Origin of the sequence: Streptomyces sp. NPDC007875, from assembly GCF_042868035.1 — a bacterium.
In the GTDB taxonomy this organism is placed as follows: Bacteria; Actinomycetota; Actinomycetes; order Streptomycetales; family Streptomycetaceae; genus Streptomyces; species Streptomyces antimycoticus.
In genome coordinates, this window is sequence record NZ_JBIADZ010000003.1 from 53,180 (window position 1) to 74,713 (window position 21,534).

General features: G+C 72.1%; 18 protein-coding genes and 1 pseudogene. 12 read left to right on the forward strand and 7 right to left on the reverse strand.

Annotated features, from left to right (window positions below):
* Nucleotides 1-144: 144 nt before the first annotated feature.
* Nucleotides 145-2,463 (reverse strand): xyloglucanase, encoded by a 2,319-nt coding sequence (locus tag ACFYOY_RS07150; RefSeq protein ID WP_388585372.1) that lies wholly within the window; start codon nt 2,461-2,463, stop codon nt 145-147.
* Nucleotides 2,464-2,904: 441 nt separating this feature from the next.
* Here ACFYOY_RS07150 and ACFYOY_RS07155 point away from each other — a divergent pair, with 441 nt between their 5' ends.
* The gene (locus tag ACFYOY_RS07155) at nt 2,905-4,137 is read left to right on the forward strand and encodes a glycoside hydrolase family 10 protein (protein ID WP_388585375.1); all 1,233 of its coding nucleotides are present in this window, start codon (nt 2,905-2,907) and stop codon (nt 4,135-4,137) included.
* 18 nt (nt 4,138-4,155) lie between these two features.
* On the opposite strand, the gene ACFYOY_RS07160 is transcribed toward ACFYOY_RS07155, so the two are convergent.
* Together ACFYOY_RS07160 and ACFYOY_RS07165 are read right to left on the reverse strand one after the other, a co-directional pair.
* Entirely contained in the window at nt 4,156-4,362 is a 207-nt protein-coding gene (locus tag ACFYOY_RS07160) for a DUF1918 domain-containing protein (protein ID WP_014056134.1), read from the reverse strand.
* A gap of 263 nt (nt 4,363-4,625) precedes the next feature.
* Nucleotides 4,626-5,588 (reverse strand): annotated as a pseudogene (locus ACFYOY_RS07165) (DMT family transporter); the annotation flags it as partial.
* Between ACFYOY_RS07165 and ACFYOY_RS07170 the strand changes: the two are divergent.
* Both ACFYOY_RS07170 and ACFYOY_RS07175 read left to right on the forward strand, forming a co-directional pair.
* Nucleotides 5,587-7,041 carry a PLP-dependent aminotransferase family protein gene (locus ACFYOY_RS07170; protein WP_351905832.1) on the forward strand — a complete coding sequence of 485 codons (1,455 nt, stop codon included), beginning with the start codon at nt 5,587-5,589 and terminating at the stop codon, nt 7,039-7,041. The pseudogene ACFYOY_RS07165 and the gene ACFYOY_RS07170 overlap by 2 nt on opposite strands.
* A 188-nt stretch (nt 7,042-7,229) precedes the next feature.
* Nucleotides 7,230-7,802, forward strand: coding sequence for a histidine phosphatase family protein (locus ACFYOY_RS07175; protein WP_351905835.1), 573 nt, complete (start codon nt 7,230-7,232; stop codon nt 7,800-7,802).
* A gap of 34 nt (nt 7,803-7,836) precedes the next feature.
* Here ACFYOY_RS07175 and ACFYOY_RS07180 read toward each other — a convergent pair whose 3' ends face one another.
* Nucleotides 7,837-8,358, reverse strand: coding sequence for a GNAT family protein (locus tag ACFYOY_RS07180; protein ID WP_351905838.1), 522 nt, complete (start codon nt 8,356-8,358; stop codon nt 7,837-7,839).
* Between the two features lie 131 nt (nt 8,359-8,489).
* Here ACFYOY_RS07180 and ACFYOY_RS07185 point away from each other — a divergent pair, with 131 nt between their 5' ends.
* Together ACFYOY_RS07185 and ACFYOY_RS07190 are read left to right on the forward strand one after the other, a co-directional pair.
* Complete coding sequence (locus ACFYOY_RS07185) at nt 8,490-10,709, forward strand: NADP-dependent isocitrate dehydrogenase (RefSeq protein WP_351905841.1); 2,220 nt, start codon at nt 8,490-8,492, stop codon at nt 10,707-10,709.
* Between the two features lie 260 nt (nt 10,710-10,969).
* Nucleotides 10,970-12,550 carry an alpha/beta hydrolase gene (locus ACFYOY_RS07190; protein WP_388585379.1) on the forward strand — a complete coding sequence of 527 codons (1,581 nt, stop codon included), beginning with the start codon at nt 10,970-10,972 and terminating at the stop codon, nt 12,548-12,550.
* A 102-nt stretch (nt 12,551-12,652) separates the two neighbouring features.
* Here ACFYOY_RS07190 and ACFYOY_RS07195 read toward each other — a convergent pair whose 3' ends face one another.
* Complete coding sequence (locus ACFYOY_RS07195; RefSeq protein WP_351905847.1) at nt 12,653-13,084, reverse strand: nuclear transport factor 2 family protein; 432 nt, start codon at nt 13,082-13,084, stop codon at nt 12,653-12,655.
* Between the two features lie 140 nt (nt 13,085-13,224).
* On the opposite strand from ACFYOY_RS07195, the gene ACFYOY_RS07200 reads away from it, so the two are divergent.
* Together ACFYOY_RS07200 and ACFYOY_RS07205 are read left to right on the forward strand one after the other, a co-directional pair.
* On the forward strand, nt 13,225-13,794 hold the full coding sequence (locus ACFYOY_RS07200) for a PadR family transcriptional regulator (protein ID WP_351905850.1): 570 nt from the start codon (nt 13,225-13,227) through the stop codon (nt 13,792-13,794).
* Nucleotides 13,781-14,581, forward strand: a complete 801-nt coding sequence (locus tag ACFYOY_RS07205) for an SGNH/GDSL hydrolase family protein (protein ID WP_351905853.1) — start codon at nt 13,781-13,783, stop codon at nt 14,579-14,581. The genes ACFYOY_RS07200 and ACFYOY_RS07205 overlap by 14 nt, the downstream gene beginning before the upstream one ends.
* Before the next feature lie 17 nt (nt 14,582-14,598).
* On the opposite strand, the gene ACFYOY_RS07210 is transcribed toward ACFYOY_RS07205, so the two are convergent.
* The gene (locus ACFYOY_RS07210) at nt 14,599-15,288 is read right to left on the reverse strand and encodes a DUF4232 domain-containing protein (protein ID WP_351905856.1); all 690 of its coding nucleotides are present in this window, start codon (nt 15,286-15,288) and stop codon (nt 14,599-14,601) included.
* A 209-nt stretch (nt 15,289-15,497) separates the two neighbouring features.
* On the opposite strand from ACFYOY_RS07210, the gene argC reads away from it, so the two are divergent.
* From argC to ACFYOY_RS07235, 5 genes are read left to right on the forward strand one after another with little or no spacing between them, the layout of a single operon-like run.
* A complete protein-coding gene (gene argC / locus ACFYOY_RS07215; protein WP_351905859.1) occupies nt 15,498-16,526 on the forward strand; it encodes an N-acetyl-gamma-glutamyl-phosphate reductase in 1,029 nt (342 codons plus the stop codon).
* A complete protein-coding gene (gene argJ / locus ACFYOY_RS07220) occupies nt 16,523-17,677 on the forward strand; it encodes a bifunctional glutamate N-acetyltransferase/amino-acid acetyltransferase ArgJ (RefSeq protein ID WP_351905862.1) in 1,155 nt (384 codons plus the stop codon). The genes argC and argJ overlap by 4 nt, the downstream gene beginning before the upstream one ends.
* Nucleotides 17,674-18,642, forward strand: coding sequence for an acetylglutamate kinase (gene argB / locus ACFYOY_RS07225; RefSeq protein WP_351905864.1), 969 nt, complete (start codon nt 17,674-17,676; stop codon nt 18,640-18,642). The genes argJ and argB overlap by 4 nt, the downstream gene beginning before the upstream one ends.
* Nucleotides 18,639-19,841, forward strand: coding sequence for an acetylornithine transaminase (locus tag ACFYOY_RS07230; protein ID WP_388585385.1), 1,203 nt, complete (start codon nt 18,639-18,641; stop codon nt 19,839-19,841). The genes argB and ACFYOY_RS07230 overlap by 4 nt, the downstream gene beginning before the upstream one ends.
* A gap of 8 nt (nt 19,842-19,849) precedes the next feature.
* Entirely contained in the window at nt 19,850-20,401 is a 552-nt protein-coding gene (locus tag ACFYOY_RS07235) for an arginine repressor (RefSeq protein ID WP_059147992.1), read from the forward strand.
* Nucleotides 20,402-20,541: 140 nt separating this feature from the next.
* On the opposite strand, the gene ACFYOY_RS07240 is transcribed toward ACFYOY_RS07235, so the two are convergent.
* Nucleotides 20,542-21,405, reverse strand: a complete 864-nt coding sequence (locus tag ACFYOY_RS07240) for a LacI family DNA-binding transcriptional regulator (RefSeq protein WP_388585389.1) — start codon at nt 21,403-21,405, stop codon at nt 20,542-20,544.
* Between the last annotated feature and the right edge of the window lie 129 nt (nt 21,406-21,534).

Genomic DNA, 21,534 nt, shown 5'->3' on the forward strand with positions numbered 1-21,534 from the left:
GAGGGGGGCGGGGGGGGGGGGGGGGGGCGGGGGCCCCCCCCCGGGGGGCCCCGGCGGGGGGGGGGGGGGGGGGGGGGGGGGGGGGGCCCCCCCCCCCCCCCCCGCCCCCGTCCCCGCCTTGCGCACGGGGCTCTCACACCACGGTCACGAGGCGTCGCCGCGCAGGATGCCGCGGCCGTTGGTGGCCACGTAGACCCGTCCGTAGACCCGTGGGTCGCCGGTGATCGAGGCGCCCGTCCAGCCCCACTGGTGGGCGTCGTCGTTGATCCGGGTCCAGCTCGCCCCGGCGTCGGTGGAGCGGAAGATACCGCGCACCCCGCCGATCTTCGCGCTGGTGTAGAGCGCCTGGTACGAGGCGCCCGGCGCCCCTTTGCCGAAGCCGATGGTGTCCGCCTGCTGGACGCCGCTCAGTTTGGTGAAGGTCGCGCCGGAGTCCGTGGAGTGCCATAGCCCGTAGGCCCCGGCCGTGCTGCCGCCCGCGAGCCAGATGTCGCCCTCGGCGCCCGGCAGCGCCTTGAACCGCACCGGGCCGTCGGCCGGCAGCCCGGAGGAGGCCCTGGCGGTGAAGGTGGCGCCGCCGTCGGTGCTGACGTAGAAGGTGCCCGCCTTGAAGCCGTAGAACTTCTTGGGGTTCTTGCGGTCGGACTCCACGACCGCCCCGGCGGGGATACCGCTCGACGCCGACCAGGAGCTGCCGAAACCGGTGGTGTGGTAGACGGCCGAGGTGCCCTCGGGGGCCCAGACGAAGCCGCTGCCGTCGGCCGCCGCGGCCACCGTGCCGCCGCCCGTGACCCCGGACGGCTCGCTGCCCTGGAACCAGTTGGCGCCGTTGTCGGTCGAGAAGGCGATCCGCGGGGCGGAGTCGTTGTTGCCCACCCGTACCACGGTGTTCGCATTGGTCTCGGCGTAGTCCAGGCTGGTGGTCGTGGTGAACGTCGGCGAGGTGTACATCCTCGCCGGCACCGCGTCGAGGTCGGTGTGGCGGAAGCCCCCGATGTCACCGAGCGCGCTGAGCAGCGGGGCGCCGGTGGGCGGGCTCGCCAGATCGTTGACCGCCGTCTCCTCCAGGCCCTTGACCATGGGCGTGATGGTGATGGTGCCGCCCGTGTCCCAGTTCGCGAGGTTCTCCGTGCCGTAGACCGTCGCACCGGTGCCGTACATCATCCGGCGGGAGTCGAACGGGTCGATCTCCAGCGCCTCGGTCATCCAGCCCAGCTTCGGGGTGACTTCGGGCGGGGAGGGGTTGGTGCCGAAGGTCAGCCAGGGGACGGACGAGACGTCCTGGGTGTAGCGGAAGGACCGGTTGGGATAGCTGGTGAAGTCCCAGGCCCGGGTCCAGGTGGCGCCGGAGTCGGTGGAGCGGAAGATCTGGGTGTCCGGCCACCAGGAGCTGTAGCCGGTCACCATCAGCGTGCCGGGTTTTTGCCGGTCCACCGTGAGCCCGCTGTAGCCGAAGTAGGTGTCGGCGTCCGTCATGGGGCTGATGTTCTTCCACTCCCCGGTCGCCGTGGCATACCGCCACACCTGGCCCTTCTCCCCGTCGTACGGGCCGCCCTTGTCGCTGGTGGTGAGGTACAGATAGCCGTTCTTCGCGTCGAGGACGCCCTTGTGGGAGAGATAGCCGGTCGGCTGTCCGGCCACCCGCGACCAGGTGGCGCCCGCGTCCGTCGAGCGGTAGACGGTGTTGTTCTTGTCGGCCACGCCCACGTAGACGGTCTTCGTCGCGCTGCCGGAAGAGCCGGTGCGCTCGTCGAAGGTCACCCACACCACGCCCTGGTTGTCGCTCAGATAGCCGCTGGTGTCGCTCGCGTCCTGGACGTAGGTGCCGGGGTTGGGGAACGCCGTCACCTTCGACCAGGTGACACCGGAGTCGGTGGAGCGCCACAGCCCGTTGCCGCTCGGCGCGCCGAGGTAGAGCACGCTGTTCTTGTTGGGGTCGACCGCCAGCCGTTCCCCCATGCCGCGGCCGGGCATATTGCCGCCCAGCTTGAAGGGGAGGGTGGTGGACTGCCAGCTGGCGCCCCGGTCGGACGAGCGCAGGATGGCGCCGTTGCCCGGGTCCCAGCTGTTGGTGTACGTACCGGCCGCCACATAGACCTTGTCGGGATCCACGGAGTCGCTGGCCAGGCTCACCACCCCGGTCCAGCCCCAGTGGTCCCAGTCCAGCGAGTCCAGCAGCGGCACCCACCGCTTGCCGGACTGGTCCCAGCGGTACGCCCCGCCGATATCGGTGCGGGCGTAGGCGAGGTTCTTCTCCTTGCGGTTGAAGACGATGCCGGGGACGAAGCCGCCGCCGTCCACGCGGACGTTCTTCCAGGTGGAGGCGTCGGCCTGGACAGTGCCCCGGGCGGGGGCCGGTTCGGGGCGGGCCGCCGCGGGCGAGGCGGCGGCGGTGAGTAAGCCGCCGACGAGTGCCAGCGCGGCCATGAGCGCGCCGATCGGTCTGCTGCCTTTGCTGCGCACGGGAACTTCCTCTCCGGACGTGGGGGTAGTGAGGGGTGCGGGCCCTGCGGGTGAGGTATTTGGGAGCGCTCCCATGCGTGCGTCATCCGATGCTAGCGGCCGGATGGCCGTGCGAGAAGGGTGAAGTCAAGCGGTCCTCAAGGGGTGTTGGGCTTGCGCGGCCCGGATTCGCGATAGGCATTGCCGGGCGCCCCACAAGGGCCCCATCATCAGCGGGAGTTGCCTCCGTCCCGGCCTCACGGCCAGATCGCTCCGGACGCGCGACGCCGCCGCACGGGCCGCCCGGTCACCGCCGGGTGGCGCCCTCTGGCGCGCCGGCGTCGTCCTGCGGCGCGATGCTTGCCCAGGGCCGGAAGGAAGACGGCCTCCTGAGGCCGGGGTCCCGGCCGGTGGCGGGTGGCGGCGCTACGTTGGCGATACGACCGAGGCGAGGAGTTGGGCATGGGTCGGATCACGCGCAGAAGTCTGACGGTCGCGGCCGCCGGAGCCCTGGCCGCCACCGTCACGGCGGGCGACGCGCTGGCGGAGGGGCGGGGCGGTGAGCACCGGCCCGAGTTCCGCGGGATGTGGCTGGCCACGGTCGCCAACCGCGACTGGCCGTCCAAACCGGGTCTCACCGCGGACGAGCAGCGGGCCGAGCTGCTGAGCTTCCTGGACACCGCCGTGCGCCGCCGGCTCAACGCGGTGGTCTTCCAGGTGCGGCCGACGGCGGACGCGCTGTGGCCCTCACCGTACGAGCCGTGGGCGGAGTGCCTCACCGGCGTCCAGGGCCGGGATCCGGGCTGGGATCCGCTGGGCACCGCCGTGCGCGAGGCGCACCGGCGCGGTCTTGAGCTGCACGCCTGGTTCAACCCGTACCGGATCGCCAACCACACCGACCCCTCCCGGCTGATCCCCACCCATCCGGCCCGGGTGCACCCCGAGTGGGTCGTGCCGTACGGCGGGAAGCTCTACTACAACCCCGGGCTGCCCGAGGTCCGCCGCTTCGTCCAGGACGCCATGCTGGACGCGGTCGCGCGCTATGACATCGACGCCGTTCACTGGGACGACTACTTCTACCCGTATCCGGTGGCCGGCCAGGTCTTCGACGACGACGCGGCCTACGCGCGCTACGGCGCGGGCTTCCCGGACCGGGCGGCCTGGCGGCGGAACAACATCGACCGGCTGGTGTACGAGACGGCCGTGCGCGTCAAGCGGCTGAAGCGGCGGGTGCGGTTCGGGATCAGCCCCTTCGGTGTCTGGCGCAACCAGGCCACCGACCCGCTGGGGTCCGCCACCACGGCAGGGGTGCAGACCTACGACGACCTCTACGCGGACACCCGCGCCTGGGTGCGGCGCGGATGGCTGGACTACATCGTCCCGCAGGTCTACTGGAACATCGGCTTCGCCGCCGCCGACTACGCCGCGCTCGTCCCCTGGTGGTCGGAGGTGGTCCGGGGCACGGGTGTGAACCTCTACATCGGCGAGGCGCTCTACAAGGCGGGCGATCCGGCACAGCCCGCGCCCTGGCAGGACCCGGCGGAGCTGTCCCGGCACCTCACCTTCGGCCAGGGCTTTCCACAGGTGCGCGGCAATGTGTACTTCTCGGCCAAGGAAGTGGCCGCCGACCGCAACGGCGCCATGGCGCGTGTGGTCGCCGACCACTATCCCCATCGTGTCCGTCCGCCCCGCTGAGCCGGGGCCCCGGGCCGGCTAACGCTGCCCGGGTCCGGCGGCCAGGTGGCGGACGACCGAGTCGGGCCCGGGGGAGAACAGGCACTCGTGTCCGTCGTCCTCGTAACGCACGCGGTAGGGCGGTTCCCCGTCGGTCCCGAGCACTTCGATGATCTCCGCTACACGATCGTGAATCCCGACAACCCTGCCGTGCACCAGCAGCTTGTCGCCTACGGTCGCCTCCATCTGCGTGACCTCCTGTCCGCTGGAGGGCAATGCGATCTGCTGAGGGCAATGCGATCCCTGAGGCCAGTCTATGGCTGGTTGTCCTGGTTTGCTCCTGCTGGGGGATGATTCCGGTCCCCCGGTTCGGGGACCCGGCCCGCCGCTTCGGGGATCCGGTCCACCCCTTCGGGAGCGCGGTCCGCCGCTTCCGGGACCCGCTCCGCCGCCGTGGACCCCTGCGCCCGGCCCGCCGCCGGGGTCCGTACGGCCCTCGCCGCCGGGACCCGCGCCCGCTGTGTCACCCCGATGCACACCAGCACCGCCACGGCGGCGATCGGGGCGGCGGGGGTCAGCTTCTCGCCGAGGAGCAGCACCGACCACACCAGCGTGAGCAGTGGCTGGGCCAGTTGGAGCTGGCTGGCCCGCGTCACCCCGATGGCGGCCATCCCCCGGTACCAGACCACCATGCCCACGAACTGCGAGCCCACCGCCAGCCACAGCAGTCCGGCCACCGCGCGGCCGCCGAAGTGGGCGTCCTCGGCCGACAGCGCGAGCACCGCGCCCGGCACCGACAGCGGCAGACAGCCCACCAGCGCCCAGCCGATCACCTGCCAGCCCGGCATATGGCCGGCCAGTCGTCCGCCTTCGGCATAGCCCGCCGCGCACACCGGCAGCGCGGCGAACAGATACAGATCGCCGGCGGTGGGCGCGCCGCCGCTCTGCTGCAGCGCGAAGGCGATCACGACCACGGCCCCGGCCAGCGCCGCCGCCCAGAACGTCCGCGAGGGCCGCACCCCGGTGCGTACGGCGGACAGGGCGGCGGTGGTGAGCGGCAGCAGGCCGACCACCACCGCCGCGTGCGCCGTGGTGGAGGTCTGCAGGGCGAGTGTGGTCAGCAGCGGGAAGCCCACGACGACCCCGGCCGCCACGACCAGCAGCCCCGGCCAGTGGCGGCGGGCCGGGACCGGCACCCGCAGGGCGGCCAGCGCGCCGCCCGCGATCAGCGCGGCGAGCACCACCCGGCAGGTGGTCACCGACCAGGGGCCGAGGCCGGTGAGCGCCCAGGCGGTGCCGGGGAAGGTCAGGGAGAAGGCGGCCACGCCGAGCAGGGCGAGCACCGTGCCGGTGCGGGCGGCGGACGGCGACGGGGTGGCGTCCCGGCCCCGGGTGGTGTCGTCCCCGCCCCCGGTGGGGCCACCGCTCACCGCTATCGCACTGTCATCAGTAGCGCTATCCTGTGCTGTCATGGAACAGCGTAGCAGTGTGGCCGAACTCGCGAAATCGCTGCGGAAGGAGCTGGACCGCTACTCACCCGGAGAGAAGCTGCCGTCCAGCCGTGCCCTGGTCGAGCGCCATCGGGTGAGCCCGGTCACCGTCTCCCGCGCCCTCGCCGCCCTGGCCGCCGAAGGGCTGGTGGTCACCCGCCCCGGCGCCGGTGCCTTCCGCGCCGACCGGCCCGGCGCCGGGGCGCCCCGGCCGGGCGACACCTCCTGGCAGGAGGTCGCGCTGAGCGTGGAGACGGCAGGCGAGCCGGTGCGGCGCTCGGTGGACGCCTCGGGCGTCCTGGCCACGCTCGCCGCCCCACCGCCCGGGATCCTGGAGTTCAACAACGGCTATCTGCACTCCTCGCTCCAGCCGGAGCGCGCGCTGTCCGCCGCCCTGGCCCGCGCCGGACGACGGCCCGGGGCATGGGGTCGCCCGCCGGTGGAGGGGCTCCCCGAGCTGCGCGCCTGGTTCGCCCGCGAGATCGGCGGCCCGGGCGGGACCCTCGGCGCCGCCGATGTGCTGATCACCGCGGGTGGCCAGTCCGCGCTCACCTGCGCGCTGCGCGCCCTCGCCCCGCCCGGCGCGCCCGTCCTCGTCGAATCCCCGACCTACCCCGGGGTGCTCGCCGCCGCCCGCGCCTCCGGGCTGCGCCCCGTCCCGGTGCCGGTGGACGCCGAGGGGGTCCGCCCCGAGCTGCTCGCCGAGGCGCTGCGGGCGACCGGCGCCCGGGTCTTCGTCTGCCAGCCGCTGTTCCAGAATCCCACCGGGGCGATGCTCGCCCCCGAGCGGCGCCGCGAGGTGATCGGGATCGCCCGTGAGGCGGGCGCTTTCGTGGTCGAGGACGACTTCGCCCGCCGGCTCGTCCACGAGGACGCGCCCCCGCTGTCCGCCACGCTCGCCGCCGACGACCCCGACGGGGTGGTGGTCCATGTGTGCTCGCTGACCAAGGCCACCTCGCCCAGTCTGCGGGTGGGCGCGCTCGCCGCCCGCGGCCCCGTGCTGGGGCGGCTGCGCGCGATCCAGGTCGTCGACAGCTTCTTCGTGCCCCGCCCGCTCCAGGAGGCCGCCCTGGAACTGGTCGGCGCCCCCTCCTGGCCCCGCCATCTGCGCAACGTCGCCGCCGAGCTGCGCACCCGCCGCGAGGCGCTCGTCACCGCCGTACGGCGCGAGCTGCCCGCCCTGGAGCTGCGGTATGTCCCGCCCGGCGGTTACCACCTGTGGCTGCGGCTGCCCCAGGGCACCGACGAGACCGCGCTGGACTCCGCCGCGCTGCGCGCCGGGGTCGCCGTCGCCCCCGGAGGCCCGTACTTCTGTGCCGAACCGCCCGCGCCGCATGTGCGGCTGAGCTTCGCGTCGGTGGCGGGCGTCGGCGAACTGGCCGAGGGGGTACGGCGGTTGCGCACCGCGTGGGACGAGGTGCTCGGGAGGGCGTAGTGGTCCCCACCTGAAGCACCCGGTGGTCTCCGGTGGTCTGGGCCGCATCCCGCTCGCCACCCACGCTGCGCACCGCGTTCACCGGACGGCCGCTTCGAGCCGCCCGACGATCCGGCGTACACCGAATGGCGCTGGTCTTCTGCCCGGAGCGGCCCATGGAGCCGCGGCCGTGACCGTACGATGCCGGGATGACGTTTCGGCTGACGCTGGTCGCCGCCGGCCGCAGCTCCTCCCGGCTGGGGGAGCGCTTCGGTGACGACCGGCCGCTGGATCCGGAGGGCCGGCTCGCCGCCGAGCGGGCGGCCCCCGCGCTCGTGCCGCTGGCCGCGGCGGAGCTGCGGTACTGCTCGCCGTCGGCCCGCAGCCGGGAGACCGGCGATGCGCTGGGCTTCACCCCGCTGGTCCAACTCGCCCTGCGCGACTGCGATATGGGCCGCTGGGCGGGCCGCTCCCTCGCCGATGTGATGGCGCGCGAACCGGGCGAGGTGGACGCCTGGCTCGGCGATCCGCGCTCGGCTCCGCACGGCGGGGAGTCGCTGCACGCGTTCATCATGCGGATCGGCGGCTGGCTGGACACCCGCCCGGCCGAGGACCACGCCAAGATGGTGGCGGTCGCCGACCCCGGGGTGGTCCGCGCCGCCCTGATGTACGCGATCAAGGCGCCGCCGCACTGCTACTGGAACGTCGACATACGCCCGCTCTCCACCGTCACCCTCACCGGCCGGGCGGGCGAGTGGCGGCTGCGCGTGGACGGGGTGTGACGGCTGCGCGTGGACGGGGGTGTGACAGGAGCGCTCACCGAGCCTCCGTGATCTCCTCGGCCAGCAGATCCATCAGCAGGCCGTCGTGCCACGTACCGTCGGGGCCGCGTTCGTAGGACCGCATGATGCCGACGGGCCGGAAGCCGACCTTGCCGTAACAGCGGATCGCGGCGGCGTTGTCCGCCGCCGGGTCGATCACGATCCGGTGGTGGCCGTGGTCGGTGATCAGATGGCCGGCCAGGGTGCGCACGGCGTCGGTGCCCAGCCCCCGCCCGTGCACCGCCGGGTCCAGGTAGATGTCGATGCTCGCGTGCCGGTAGTCCGGTTCGGCCTCGGCCGCCCACTGGATCATGCCGATCACCGCGCCCCCGTACTCGATGCTCAGGTGCTCGGCACCGGGGTCGGCCAGGTCCTCGCGCACCGCCGCCACCAGGTCCTCGCCGCCCCGCCAGCGCGCGTAGACCTCGGGCTTCGCGCGGATCGCGGCCAGGACGGGGACATCCAAGGGGTCGGTGGGGCGCAGCACCACCTGTGCGCCCCGCAGGGTCGTCGGCATGGACGGGACGATCCCAGGAAGTGCGGGCGGTGACCAGGGCGCGTCTTTGTGCCCAGGGCCCTTTCGGGAAAGCACCCGGCACCGGATATCTTGATGTCGAGCAATGTTGCAGACGTGGAGCGGAGCACCCGGTGACTGACTCGACCATCATCTATACGCACACGGACGAGGCCCCTGCCCTCGCGACGTACTCGTTCCTGCCGGTGATCGAGGCATACGCCTCGACGGCCGGGGTCACCGTGGAGAGTCGGGACATCTCTCTGGCGGGGCGCATCATCGCCCAGTTCCCGGAGCACCTCGAAGAGGGCCAGCGCATTCCCGACGCCCTCGCCGAGCTCGGTGACCTTGCCAAGACCCCTGAGGCCAACATCATCAAGCTGCCGAACATCTCGGCCTCGATCCCGCAGCTCAAGGCCGCGGTCGCCGAGCTGCAGGAGCAGGGCTACGCGCTGCCGGACTACCCGGACGACCCGAAGACCGACGAGGAGCGGGAGATCCGCGCCCGTTACGACAAGGTCAAGGGCTCCGCCGTGAACCCGGTGCTGCGCGAGGGCAACTCCGACCGCCGCGCCCCCGCCTCGGTGAAGAACTACGCCAAGGCGAACCCGCACCGCATGGGCGCCTGGACGGCCGATTCCAAGACCAATGTGGCCCACATGGACACCGACGACTTCCGCTCCACCGAGAAGTCCGCGGTGATCCAGGAGGCCGGTTCGCTGCGCATCGAGCTGGCGGGCGACGACGGCTCCACCACCGTGCTGCGCGAGTCGGTGCCGGTGCTGGCGGGCGAGGTCGTGGACGCCTCCGTGATGCGCGTGGCGGCGCTGCGCGAGTTCCTCTCGGCGCAGGTCGGCCGTGCCAAGGCGGAGGGCGTGCTGTTCTCGCTGCACCTGAAGGCCACGATGATGAAGGTCTCCGACCCGATCGTCTTCGGCCACGCCGTACGGGCCTTCTTCCCCAAGACCTTCGCCGAGCACGGTGAGGCCCTCGCCGCCGCCGGGCTGACCCCGAACGACGGTCTGGGCGGCATCCTCAAGGGCCTGGAGGCCCTGCCCGAGGGCGCGGCGATCAAGGCGTCCTTCGACGCCGAGCTGGCCGAGGGCCCGGAGTTGGCCATGGTCGACTCCGACCGTGGCATCACCAACCTGCATGTGCCGTCCGACGTCATCGTCGACGCCTCCATGCCGGCCATGATCCGCACCTCCGGCCACATGTGGGGCCCGGACGGCGAGGAGCACGACACCCTCGCGGTGATCCCGGACAGCAGCTACGCCGGGATCTACCAGGCCGTCCTCGACGACTGCCGCGCCAACGGCGCCTTCGACCCGGCCACGATGGGCTCGGTGCCCAACGTCGGCCTGATGGCGCAGAAGGCCGAGGAGTACGGCAGCCACGACAAGACCTTCGAGATCCCCATCACGGGCACCGTCCGCGTCCTGGACGAGGCGGGCAACGCGGTCATCGAGCAGGTCGTCGGCGCCGGTGACATCTTCCGGATGTGCCAGACCAAGGACGTGCCGATCAAGGACTGGGTCAAGCTGGCCGTCTCCCGCGCCCGCGCCACCGGCGACCCGGCCGTCTTCTGGCTGGACGAGGGCCGGGCGCACGACGCCAACCTCATCGAGAAGGTCAAGGCGTACCTGCCCGAGCACGACACCGAGGGCCTGGACATCAAGATCCTGTCGCCGGTCGAGGCGATCAAGCTCTCCCTCGAGCGGATCCGCCGCGGCGAGAACACGATCTCGGTGACCGGTAACGTGCTGCGTGACTACCTGACCGACCTGTTCCCGATCCTGGAGCTGGGCACCAGCGCCAAGATGCTCTCGGTCGTCCCGCTGATCAACGGCGGCGGGCTGTTCGAGACCGGCGCGGGCGGCTCGGCGCCCAAGCACGTCCAGCAGCTGGTCAAGGAGAACTACCTGCGCTGGGACAGCCTGGGCGAGTTCCTCGCCCTCGCGGTCAGCTTCGAGCACCTCGCGCAGAAGACGGGCAACGCGCGGGCCCAGGTCCTCGCCGACACCCTCGACCGGGCGACCGGCACCTTCCTCGCCGAGAACAAGTCGCCCAGCCGCCGCGTCGGCGGTATCGACAACCGCGGCAGCCACTTCTACCTGGCCCTGTACTGGGCCCAGGAGCTGGCCCGGCAGACCGACGACGCGGCCCTGGCCAAGGCGTTCGCCCAGCTCGCCGAGGTGCTCACCGCCCAGGAGCAGACGATCGTCGACGAGCTGCTCGCCGTCCAGGGCTCCCCGGTCGACATCGGCGGCTACTACCAGCCGGACACGGCCAAGGCCGCGGCGGTCATGCGCCCGTCCGCGACCCTCAACCAGGCCCTCGCCACCCTCGGCTGACGCCCCGGCGCACCGCTGCGCCCCGGCCGGTACCCTCCGGCCGGGGCGCTTCTTCTTGTCCGCTACGGCTCCTGTCCGGGGGCGACCACCGCGGAAGCCATCGCGTGTGGGCCGATGGCGTACGACTTCAGAGCCACCTGCCCGCCGACCTGTACCCCCAGCGGCGTAGGGCATCCCATCCCATCGAGGGTTTCTCCCCAACTGCCCCATGAGAAAGGGTGATTGCGTCACGACACAGACTGCTCATAAGGACCCCCCACGTGCGAACCAGACCATTCGTCCATGTCCTGGCGGCGAGCACCCTCGCGGCCCTGGTACCGGCCCTCGCCCCGGCAACCGCCTCCGCCGCCGGCAACCCCCTGGAGCCGTACCTCGGACAGAAGCCGGCCTGGCACCGCTGCGCCGGTGACACTCCCGCCGCCTACCAGTGCGCCACCATCAAGGTCCCGCTGGACTACAGCCGCCCCGACGGCAAGAAGACCGATCTCGCGATATCGCGCATGAAGACCAGCACCGCGGCGGAGCGCCGCGGTGTGCTGCTGCTCAACCCCGGTGGACCGGGCGGTCCGGGCATCGGCATGCCGCTCTCGCTGGCCACTGAACTGCCGAAGTCGGTGACGGAGAAGTACGACCTCATCGGCTTCGACCCCCGGGGTGTCGGCCGGAGCTCCCCCCTCACCTGTGGTCTGACCGGCACCGAGGAGAGCTGGGAACGCCCCTATCGGGACGAGACGCTCGCCCGGGACGTGAAGTGGGCGCGCACCGTCGCCGAGAAGTGCGACACCGAACAAGGGGACAAGCTGCGCCACATCACCACCCGGAACACGGCTCGCGACATGGACGTCATCCGGGCCGTGCTGGGCGAGAAGAAGATCTCCTACCTGGGGTACTCGTACGGCACCTACCTCGGCGCCGTCTACACGCAGCTGTTCCCCCGGCGCGCTGACCGATTCGTGCTGGACAGCTCCGTGGACCCGGCACGGATATGGCGCGGCATGATCCAGATCTGGGCCGAGGGCGCCGAACCCGCCTTCACGCGGTGGAGCGAGTGGACCGCCCAGCGGCACCGCACGTACAAACTGGGCAAGACCCCCGAGGCCGTTCGCAAGACCTTCTGGGACCTTGTGGCCCAGGCCGACCGTGAGCCGATCGAGCTCGACGGCCAGAAGCTGACCGGCGACGACATCCGCGGAGGCAGCCGCGCCTCGTTCTTCACGGTGCGCGAGGGCGCGGAGGCCATCGCCGAGCTGAAGAAGGCGGCCGACGGGGCGCCGGCCCGCACCGGCGAGTCCACGGTACCCAGCCGTCCCAGCCAGCCGGCCTTCGGCCGGGCCGCGGCCCCGGACAACGGCACCGCCGCCTTCTGGTCCGTCGTGTGCGCCGACACCCGTGACTGGCCGCGCGACCCCGAGCAGTACCGCCGCGACGCGTTGCGGGCGAAGGCGAAGTATCCGCTGTACGGCGACTTCGGATCCACCATCAAGCCGTGCGCCTTCTGGAAGAAGGACGGCAGCGAGCCCGCCACCAAGGTCGACAACAAGGTCGGCGCACTGATTCTGCAGAACGAGTGGGACTCGCAGACGCCCCTGGCCAGCGGCCGCGGTATGCACCGGGCCATGAAGGGCTCGCGGATGGTCACCGTCGCCGGAGGCGAGGGCCACGGTATCTACGGCTACACCACGTCGTGCGCGGACAAGCCGACCACCGGCTATCTGTCCACCGGCCGTCTCCCGGCGAAGGATCTGACGTGCCGTACGCCCGCGTCGCAGCGCGGGCAGGGCTTCAAGAAGTTGCCCATCCCCACACCTCCGGGACTCCCGGGGATGGCGGACGGCTTCTGACCCGTTCCGCCGGAGGATGAGGTGATGTGGGGCTCCAGCCTGCTGGAGCCCCACATCGCGTGCCGTCCGCGTGGCCTGTGCGGCGACGGACAGGACGTGCGTCTACTGGCCCGCGGGCGCCGGTGCGAGGCCGTCCTCGACCAGGCCGGCGAGGACCGCTTCGCCGAGGGCGTGGACGGCGGACTGGGGCCGGACCATGACGGTGAACTCCTTGATCCGGCCGTCGTCATCGAAGTGCAGCAGGTCGATGCCGTGGATCTCCTTGTCGGTCACCCGGGCGCGGAAGAGCAGCACCGCCGACGGGGCGGAGGTGCCGTCGGTGCTGGTCTGCGCGGTGCCGGTGTAGTCGCCGACGTAGCGGAAGTCCTTGAACGTGCGCAGCAGGACCCCGAAGAGGCCCAGCACCATCGGCTTGCCCTCGAAGGGGGTGAACTTGACGGGGCTGTAGAGGCGGATGTCCTCGGTGAACAGGTCGTCCAGGGCCGTGAGGTCCTGGTTGTCGACGGCGGCACGGAAACGGTCGGCAGCGTTCATCGCGGCCCCACCTTCACTAGTCATGGATGTGATTAGTCATTTTCATGACTACCATGGTTCCGTGTCCGGCGGCAGAGGCATTCCGGCGGCACATTCCGGCGGCAGAGGCATGAAGGCAGCGGCATGAAGGAGGCGATCCCATGGCCCTACGGCACGCCGTGCTGGCGGCGCTGCTCGAGGGGGAGCTCAGTGGATACCAGCTGACCAAGGCGTTCGACATCGGCGTGGCGAACTTCTGGCACGCCCAGCCGCAGCAGCTCTACGCCGAGCTGACCCGCCTGGAGAAGGACGGGCTCATCGCGGGCCGGGAGGTGGCCCAGGAGACCCGCCCCACCAAGCGCCTGTTCCAGGTGACCGATGCCGGGCTGGCGGAGCTGGAGGAGTTCACGGCCGCCTTCGCGAAGCCCTCCTTCATCCGCGACGACCTGCTCGTCAAGGTCCAGGCCGCCGACCACGTCGACACCGAGACCCTGATCGCCCAGCTCACCGAGCGGGCCGCCTTCGCCCAGGCCAAGATCCATCTCTTCGGCAAGCTGCTGCGGAAAATCCGCGGCGACCGTACGGAGGAGGAGTTCCTTCGCCACGGCCGCCCCATCGGCCCGTATCTGACATGCCTGCGCGGCCTGGCCCTCGAACAGGGCAACCGCGACTGGTGCGAGCGCACGATCACGGTCCTGCGGCAGAGGGAGCACACCCATGCCCGGCACTGACGCGCCCTACCGTCGCTACGTCGCGCTGGGCGACAGCCAGACCGAGGGCCTGGGCGACGGCGACGAGGTCACCGGTCTGCGCGGCTTCGCCGACCGCCTCGCCGAACACCTCGCCCACCACAACCCCGGCCTCTCCTACGCCAACCTCGCCGTACGGGGCCGCCTCGCCGCGCAGGTCCACACCGAGCAGCTCGCACCCGCCCTGTCCCTCCGCCCCGACCTGGCCACCGTCGTCGCCGGGGTCAACGACCTGCTGCGCCCCCGCTTCGACGCCGACCATGTCGCCCACCACCTGGAGGCGATGTTCGCCGCGCTCACCGCCCAGGGCGCCCGCGTGGCCACGCTCACCTTCCCCGACCCCGCCCGCATCACCCCGCTGGCGCGCCCCCTCGCCCCGCGCGCCATCGCCCTGAACCAGCGCATCCGCGAAGCCGCCCGGCGCCATGGCGTCACCGTCGCCGAAACCAGCCGGCACCCCGTCGTCGCCGACCCCCGTCTATGGAGCAGCGACCGCCTGCACGCCAGCCCCCTCGGCCACCAGCGCATCGCCGCCGCCCTCGCGCACGCCCTCGGTCTGCCCGGCACCGACGACGCCTGGACCCACCCCCTGCCCCCGTCGGCGACGCCCGTGCCCACCGGATGGCGCGCCGCCCCCGCCGAACTGCGATGGACCGCCACCTTCCTCGGCCCCTGGCTCACCCGGCGCCTCCGCGGCCGTTCCTCCGGCGACGGCCACACCGCCAAGCGCCCGGACCTGGGCCCGGTGGACGCGAGGCGTCCGAGCTGAGTAGAGGGGCGTGACCATCAGAAGTCGTACGGCTTCTCGGTGCTCCAGTTCAGCACGTCGGCCTCGTTCCAGCTGAACTGCGACTTCTCGCCCTTGCTGTCGACGGAGTAGAAGGGGCCGTCCTGACCGTCCGCGCCGCGCAGCGCGATGGCGAACGACTGCGCCGTCTGGTTCTTCGAGCCGTAGTCGAAGAGGTTCACCGCGCTGTATGCCGTGCTGCCGGGCTGGAGCGTGATGCGCTTGTCGCCGCCCGTGTCGTCCTTCTTCGAGAGGGGCAGTACGGCCTCGTCGTCGCCGAGCTTCACGGACGGGTACGAGGTGACCCAGCACGGCTTGTCGCCCTCGTTCGACGCGGTGATCAGCAGGTGGTCGCCCTGCTGGTCGGCGAGCCGGTGCACCGCGGTGACCATCATCTCGTCGCCGCGGCACTGCTGGGCGGCCGTCGTGGCCTTGTTCGCGACCTCGTCCGACCCGCCCGAGGCGGTCGTCGAGCGCTCGCCCGTCTTGGCGTCACCGCCGCTCTTGGCCTGCTCCGCGCCGCCCTTGGCGTCCCCGTCGGACACGGACCGGCTCTGCGAGCTACCGGCGGCCTTGTCGCCGCCCGCCGCCTTCGAGTCGCCGTCGGCGCCGCCGCAGGCGGTCAGGCCCAGCGCCAGCGCGGCGGTGACGGTGGCCAGGGCGGCGGTACGAATCCGGGAAGTACGCATGATCAGGTTCTCCTGCGTTTCGTGCGGGAGTCTTCTTCGACGTTTCCCGCGGTGTGAACACCACTTTTCCCGGGGCCACTGACGTTCTGGAAACGCCTCACTCACGCCTCACTCACGTCCCGCAAACCAACCGCTGGCCGCAGGAGGGCTTTGCATAAAGCTGCGATCAATCGTATAGTCATGCCACCGCGTGAGGGAGGAAGACGGCAATGGCCATACGTGCTGCGGTGGCAGGCGCGAGCGGATACGCGGGCGGCGAACTGCTGCGCCTGCTGCTCGCCCACCCCGAGGTGGAGATCGGCACCCTGACCGGCAACTCCAACGCCGGGCAGCCCCTCGCCGGGCTGCAGCCCCATCTGCTTCCGCTGGCCGGGCGGGTGCTGGAGCCCACCACCGCGGAGGCGCTGGCCGGGCATGACGTGGTCTTCCTGGCGCTGCCGCACGGGCAGTCCGCCGCCGTCGCCGAGCAGCTCGGCGACCAGGTCCTGGTCATCGACTGCGGCGCCGACTTCCGGCTGAAGGACGCGGCGGACTGGGAGAAGTTCTACGGCTCGCCGCACGCCGGCACCTGGCCCTACGGCCTCCCCGAGCTGCCCGGGGCCCGCACCGCGCTGGAGGGGACCAAGCGCATCGCGGTTCCGGGCTGCTATCCCACCGCCGTTTCCCTCGCGCTCTTCCCGGCGTACGCCGCGGGGCTGCTGGAGCCCGAGGCGGTGATCGTCGCCGCCTCCGGGACCTCGGGCGCGGGCAAGGCGCCCAAGCCGCATCTGCTGGGCAGCGAGGTCATGGGCTCCATGAGCCCGTACGGCGTCGGCGGTGGCCACCGGCACACCCCCGAGATGATCCAGAACCTGTCGGCCGCCGCGGGGGAGCGGGTCTCGGTCTCCTTCACCCCGACCCTCGCCCCGATGCCCCGCGGCATCCTCGCCACCTGCAGCGCCACGGCCCGGCCCGGGGTGACCGGGGAGAGCCTGCGGGCCGCGTACGAGAAGGCGCTGCGGGACGAGCCGTTCGTCACCCTCCTCCCCGAGGGCCAGTGGCCCTCCACCGCCGCCGTCTACGGATCCAACGCCGCGCTGCTCCAGGTCGCCCATGACGAGGCGGCCGGCCGCGCCATCGTGATCAGCGCCATCGACAACCTGACCAAGGGCACCGCGGGTGGCGCGGTGCAGAGCATGAACATCGCCCTCGGCCTCCCCGAGGAGCTGGGACTTTCCACGATCGGAGTCGCTCCATGAGCGTTACGGCAGCCCAGGGCTTCACGGCCTCCGGCGTCGCGGCAGGCATCAAGGAGAACGGAAACCCCGACCTCGCACTCGTCGTGAACACCGGCCCGCGCCTCGCCGCCGCGGGCGTCTTCACCTCCAACCGCGTCAAGGCCGCCCCCGTCCTGTGGTCCGAGCAGGTCGTCAAGGGCGGACAGGTCTCGGCCGTGGTCCTCAACTCCGGTGGCGCCAACGCCTGCACCGGCCCGCTGGGCTTCCAGGACGCCCACGCCACCGCCGAGAAGGTCGCGGACGCCCTCGGCCACAGCGCGGGCGAGGTCGCCGTCGCCTCCACCGGGCTCATCGGCGTCCGGCTGCCGATGGACGCGGTGCTGGCCGGGGTCGGCAAGGCCGCCGAGGCGCTCTCCCCGCACGGCGGCGAGAAGGCCGCCATCGCCATCAGGACCACCGACACCGTCCACAAGACGGCCGTCGCGCAGAGCCCGGACGGCTGGACCGTGGGCGGTATGGCCAAGGGCGCCGGGATGCTGGCCCCGGGCCTGGCCACCATGCTCGTCGTCCTCACCACCGACGCCGAGGTGGACACCTCCGGGCTGGACACCGCGCTGCGCGCCGCCACCCGCACCACCTTCGACCGGATCGACTCCGACGGCTGCATGTCCACCAACGACATGGTGCTGCTGATGGCCTCCGGCGCCTCCGGTGTCACGCCCGACGCCGCCGAGTTCGCCGAGGCGGTCCGCGAGGTCTGCGCCGATCTCGCCCGCCAGCTGATCGGGGACGCCGAGGGCGCTTCCAAGGACATCCGGATCGAGGTCGTGGGCGCGGCCAGCGAGGACGACGCCGTGGAGGTGGGCCGCTCCATCGCCCGTAACAACCTCCTCAAGTGCGCCGTCCACGGCGAGGACCCCAACTGGGGCCGGGTGCTCTCCGCGATCGGCACCACCTCGGCCGCCTTCGAACCGGACCAGCTCAACGTCGCGATCAACGACGTCTGGGTGTGCAAGAACGGTTCGGTGGGCGAGGACCGCGAACTGGTCGACATGCGCTACCGCGAGGTCCGCATCACCGCCGACCTGTCCGCGGGCAGCGCCTCGGCGGTCATCTGGACCAACGACCTGACCGCCGACTACGTCCACGAGAACAGCGCGTATTCCTCATGAGCGAGCCGACCGCCCGTAAGCACACCGCCCTGCCCAAGGCCCGCATCCTCATCGAGGCGCTGCCCTGGCTGACCCGGCACCACGGCAAGACCGTGGTGATCAAATTCGGCGGCAACGCCATGGTCGACGACGAGCTGAAGGCCGCCTTCGCCCAGGACGTCGTCTTCCTGCGCCACGCGGGCCTGCGCCCCGTCGTCGTCCACGGCGGCGGCCCCCAGATCAGCGCGCAGCTCGACCGGCACGGTCTGGTGAGCGAGTTCAAGGCCGGGCTGCGGGTCACCACCGACGACGCCATGGACGTCGTACGGATGGTGCTGGCCGGACAGGTCCAGCGCGAACTGGTCGGGCTGCTCAACCGGCACGGCCCGCTCGCCGTCGGCATGACCGGCGAGGACGCGCATCTGATGTCCGCCACCAAGCACTTCGCCGAGATCGACGGCGAGCAGGTGGACATCGGCCGGGTCGGCCAGATCACCGAGATCGACACCGGCGCGGTCCAGGCCCTGCTGGACGACGGCCGCATCCCGGTCGTCTCCTCCATCGCCCGCAGCGCCGACGACGGCCATGTCTACAACGTCAACGCCGATACGGCCGCCGCCGCCCTCGCCGTCGCGCTGGGCGCCGAGACGCTGGTGGTGCTCACCGATGTCGAGGGCCTCTACGCCGACTGGCCCAACAGCGACGATGTGATCAGCAAGCTCACCGCGAGCCAGCTGGAGAAGCTGCTGCCGGAGCTGGCCAGCGGCATGGTGCCGAAGATGGAGGGCTGTCTGTACGCCGTGCGCAACGGGGTCACCACCGCCCGTGTGCTGGACGGACGCGTACCGCACTCCATCCTGCTGGAGATCTTCACCGACGAGGGCATCGGCACGATGGTCCTGCCGGACGGGACCGCGATCGACCAGAGCGGCAAGGGTGGCCAGGGACACCAGGACAACCAGGGCGACAAGGGGGAGGACCAGTGAGCAACGCGGAGCTGAAGCAGCGCTGGCAGGGGGCGCTCATGGACAACTACGGCACGCCCCGCCTCCCGCTCACCCACGGCAAGGGCACCAAGGTCTGGGACGCGGACGGCAGCGAATACCTCGACTTCGTCGGCGGCATCGCCGTCAACTCCCTCGGCCACGCCCACCCCGCCGTCGTCCGGGCCGTGTCCGACCAGATCGCCACCCTCGGCCATGTCTCCAACCTCTTCGTCGCCGAGCCCCCGGTGGCGCTCGCCGAGCGGCTGCTCCAGCTCTTCGGCCGCTCCGGACGCGTGTACTTCTCAAACTCCGGCGCGGAGGCGGTCGAGGCCGCCGTCAAGATCGGGCGGCGTACCGGGCGCACCCATATGGTGGCCACCACCGGCGGCTTCCACGGCCGCACCATGGGCGCCCTCGCGCTGACCGGCCAGCCCGCCAAGCAGGAGCCGTTCCTTCCGCTGCCCGGCGACGTCACGCATGTGCCGTACGGGGACGTGGCGGCGCTGCGCGCGGCCGTCACCACGGACACCGCCCTCGTCATCGTGGAGCCCATCCAGGGCGAGAACGGCGTCATCGTGCCGCCGGCCGGCTATCTGGCGGCGGCGCGGGAGATCACCCGGGCCACCGGCACCCTGCTGGTGCTCGACGAGATCCAGACCGGCATCGGGCGGACCGGGCACTGGTTCGAGCACCAGGCGCAGGGCGTCGAGCCCGATGTCGTCACCCTCGCCAAGGGACTCGGCGCCGGGCTGCCCATTGGCGCCACCCTCGCCTTCGGGCCCGCGGCCGACCTGCTGACCCCGGGTCAGCACGGATCCACCTTCGGTGGAAACCCCGTCGCCTGCGCCGCCGCTCTCGCCGTCCTCGACACGATCGCCGCCGACGGCATCCTGGACCGGGTCAAGCGGGCGGGGGAGCGGCTGCGTAACGGAATCGAATCCCTCGACCACTCTCTGGTTGCCCGGGTCCGCGGCGCCGGGCTGCTGCTCGGTATCGTGCTCACAGAGTCCCTCGCACCGAAGGTGCAGCAGGCGGCTCAGGACGCGGGACTCCTGGTGAACGCGGTCGCGCCGGATGTGGTCCGGCTCGCCCCGCCGCTCGTCATCGCCGACGAGGAGGTGGACACCTTCCTCCGGGAGCTGCCCGCCGTTCTGGACGCCGCACGCGAGGGTGACGGGGAACGACGAGCCGGAGACTGACGACACCGATGACCGAGGCGCAGCACACCGACGCGCAGGACGCCAACCACGGCGGACCGGCCGTGCCGCAGACCCGCACCGCACGCCACCGCCGGATCGTGGACATCCTGAACCGGCAGGCCGTGCGCTCCCAGAGCCAGCTCGCCAAGCTGCTCGCCGACGACGGGCTCTCCGTCACCCAGGCGACGCTCTCCCGGGACCTGGACGAGCTGGGCGCGGTGAAGATCCGCAACACCGGCGGTGAGCTGATCTACGCGGTGCCGAGCGAGGGCGGCGACCGCACGCCGCGCGCCCCGCTCGGCGAGTCGGCGAGCGAGGCGCGGATGGCCCGGCTGGCGGCCGAGCTGCTGATCTCGGCGGAGGCTTCGGCCAACCTCGTGGTGCTGCGCACGCCGCCGGGCGCCGCCCAGTTCCTCGCCTCGGCCATCGACTCGGCGGAGCTGCACGACATCCTGGGCACCATCGCGGGCGACGACACCCTCATGCTGATCAGCCGCGACCCGGTGGGCGGCCAGCAGCTCGCCGACCATCTGCTGCGCCTGGCCCAGAAGGAGCGTTAGGCGACCTCCGGTGAGGTCCGGCGCGGTTCGACAGCGCCCAAGGGGGCGCGGGGCGGTATCGATAGGCGGCTGCGCCGCGGGGCGCGACCGGCCACGATGGACCCGCAGGCGACGCACCGGACTTCCAGCGGCGCTGAGGTTCAGCCGTCGCTCCGCGGCGGAGCCGTGGAGTCGCGCACCACGAGATGGGTGGGGATACGGATCCGTGGTGGCCGCCCGCCCGGGGACGAGGTCTCCCTCACCAGCCGGCACGCCGCGCTGCCCGCCTCCTGAAGGGGCACATGCAGCGCGGTGCTGCCCGGCTGGGTCATGCCGATGACGGTCAGGTCGTCAGAGGCGGCGAGGCTGATGTCCGCGGGCACCCGCAGCCCGGCTCTGCCCAGCCCCATGAAGAGCCCGAGCAGCACATAGCTGCTGTAGACCATGACGGCGGTGACCTGGGCCTCGTGTCGTACCAGATGCTCCGCCGCGGCGAGCCCGGCGTCGAACTGCGGTGGTACGGGGTCCAGTACGGTCAGTTCGCCGCCGCTGTCCGCCACCGAGTCCAGCGCGGCCTTCCGGCGCTGCCGGTCCATCCAGGAGCCGGGCGGGCCACCGAGGTAGGCGATACGCCGGTGGCCGAGGTCGAGCAGATGCGCCGTCAGCTTCCGTACGCCGCCGGGGGTGTCCACCACCACCCCGGGCAGCCCCGGCGCCGTGCGGTCCACGGTCACCACCGGCAGCCGCTCGGCGAAGGCGCGCAGCGTCGCGTCGGCGTTGACCGGCGCGACCAGGATGAGCCCGTCGACCTGGGATCCCAGCTGCGTCACCAGCTCCCGCTCCCGTTCGGCGGAGTGGTCGCAGACCCCGAGCAGCACATTGCCGCCCGTCTCGGTGAGGGACTGCTGAACCCCTGTGACGATGGGCGGGAAGAAGGGGTTGGCGAGGGTGGGGACGATGACCCCCACCAGGCCGGTGTGGCCGGTGGTCAGCGCACGCGCGGTGGCGTTGAGCCGGAATCCCATCTCGGCGGCCGCGGGGGGGGGCCCCCCCCCCCCCCCCCCCCCCCCCCCAAAAAAAAACCCCCCCCCCCCCCCCCCCGCCCGCGCGCGACCAGCCCCCCCCCCCCGCCCGGGACGCCCCCCAGCCCAACC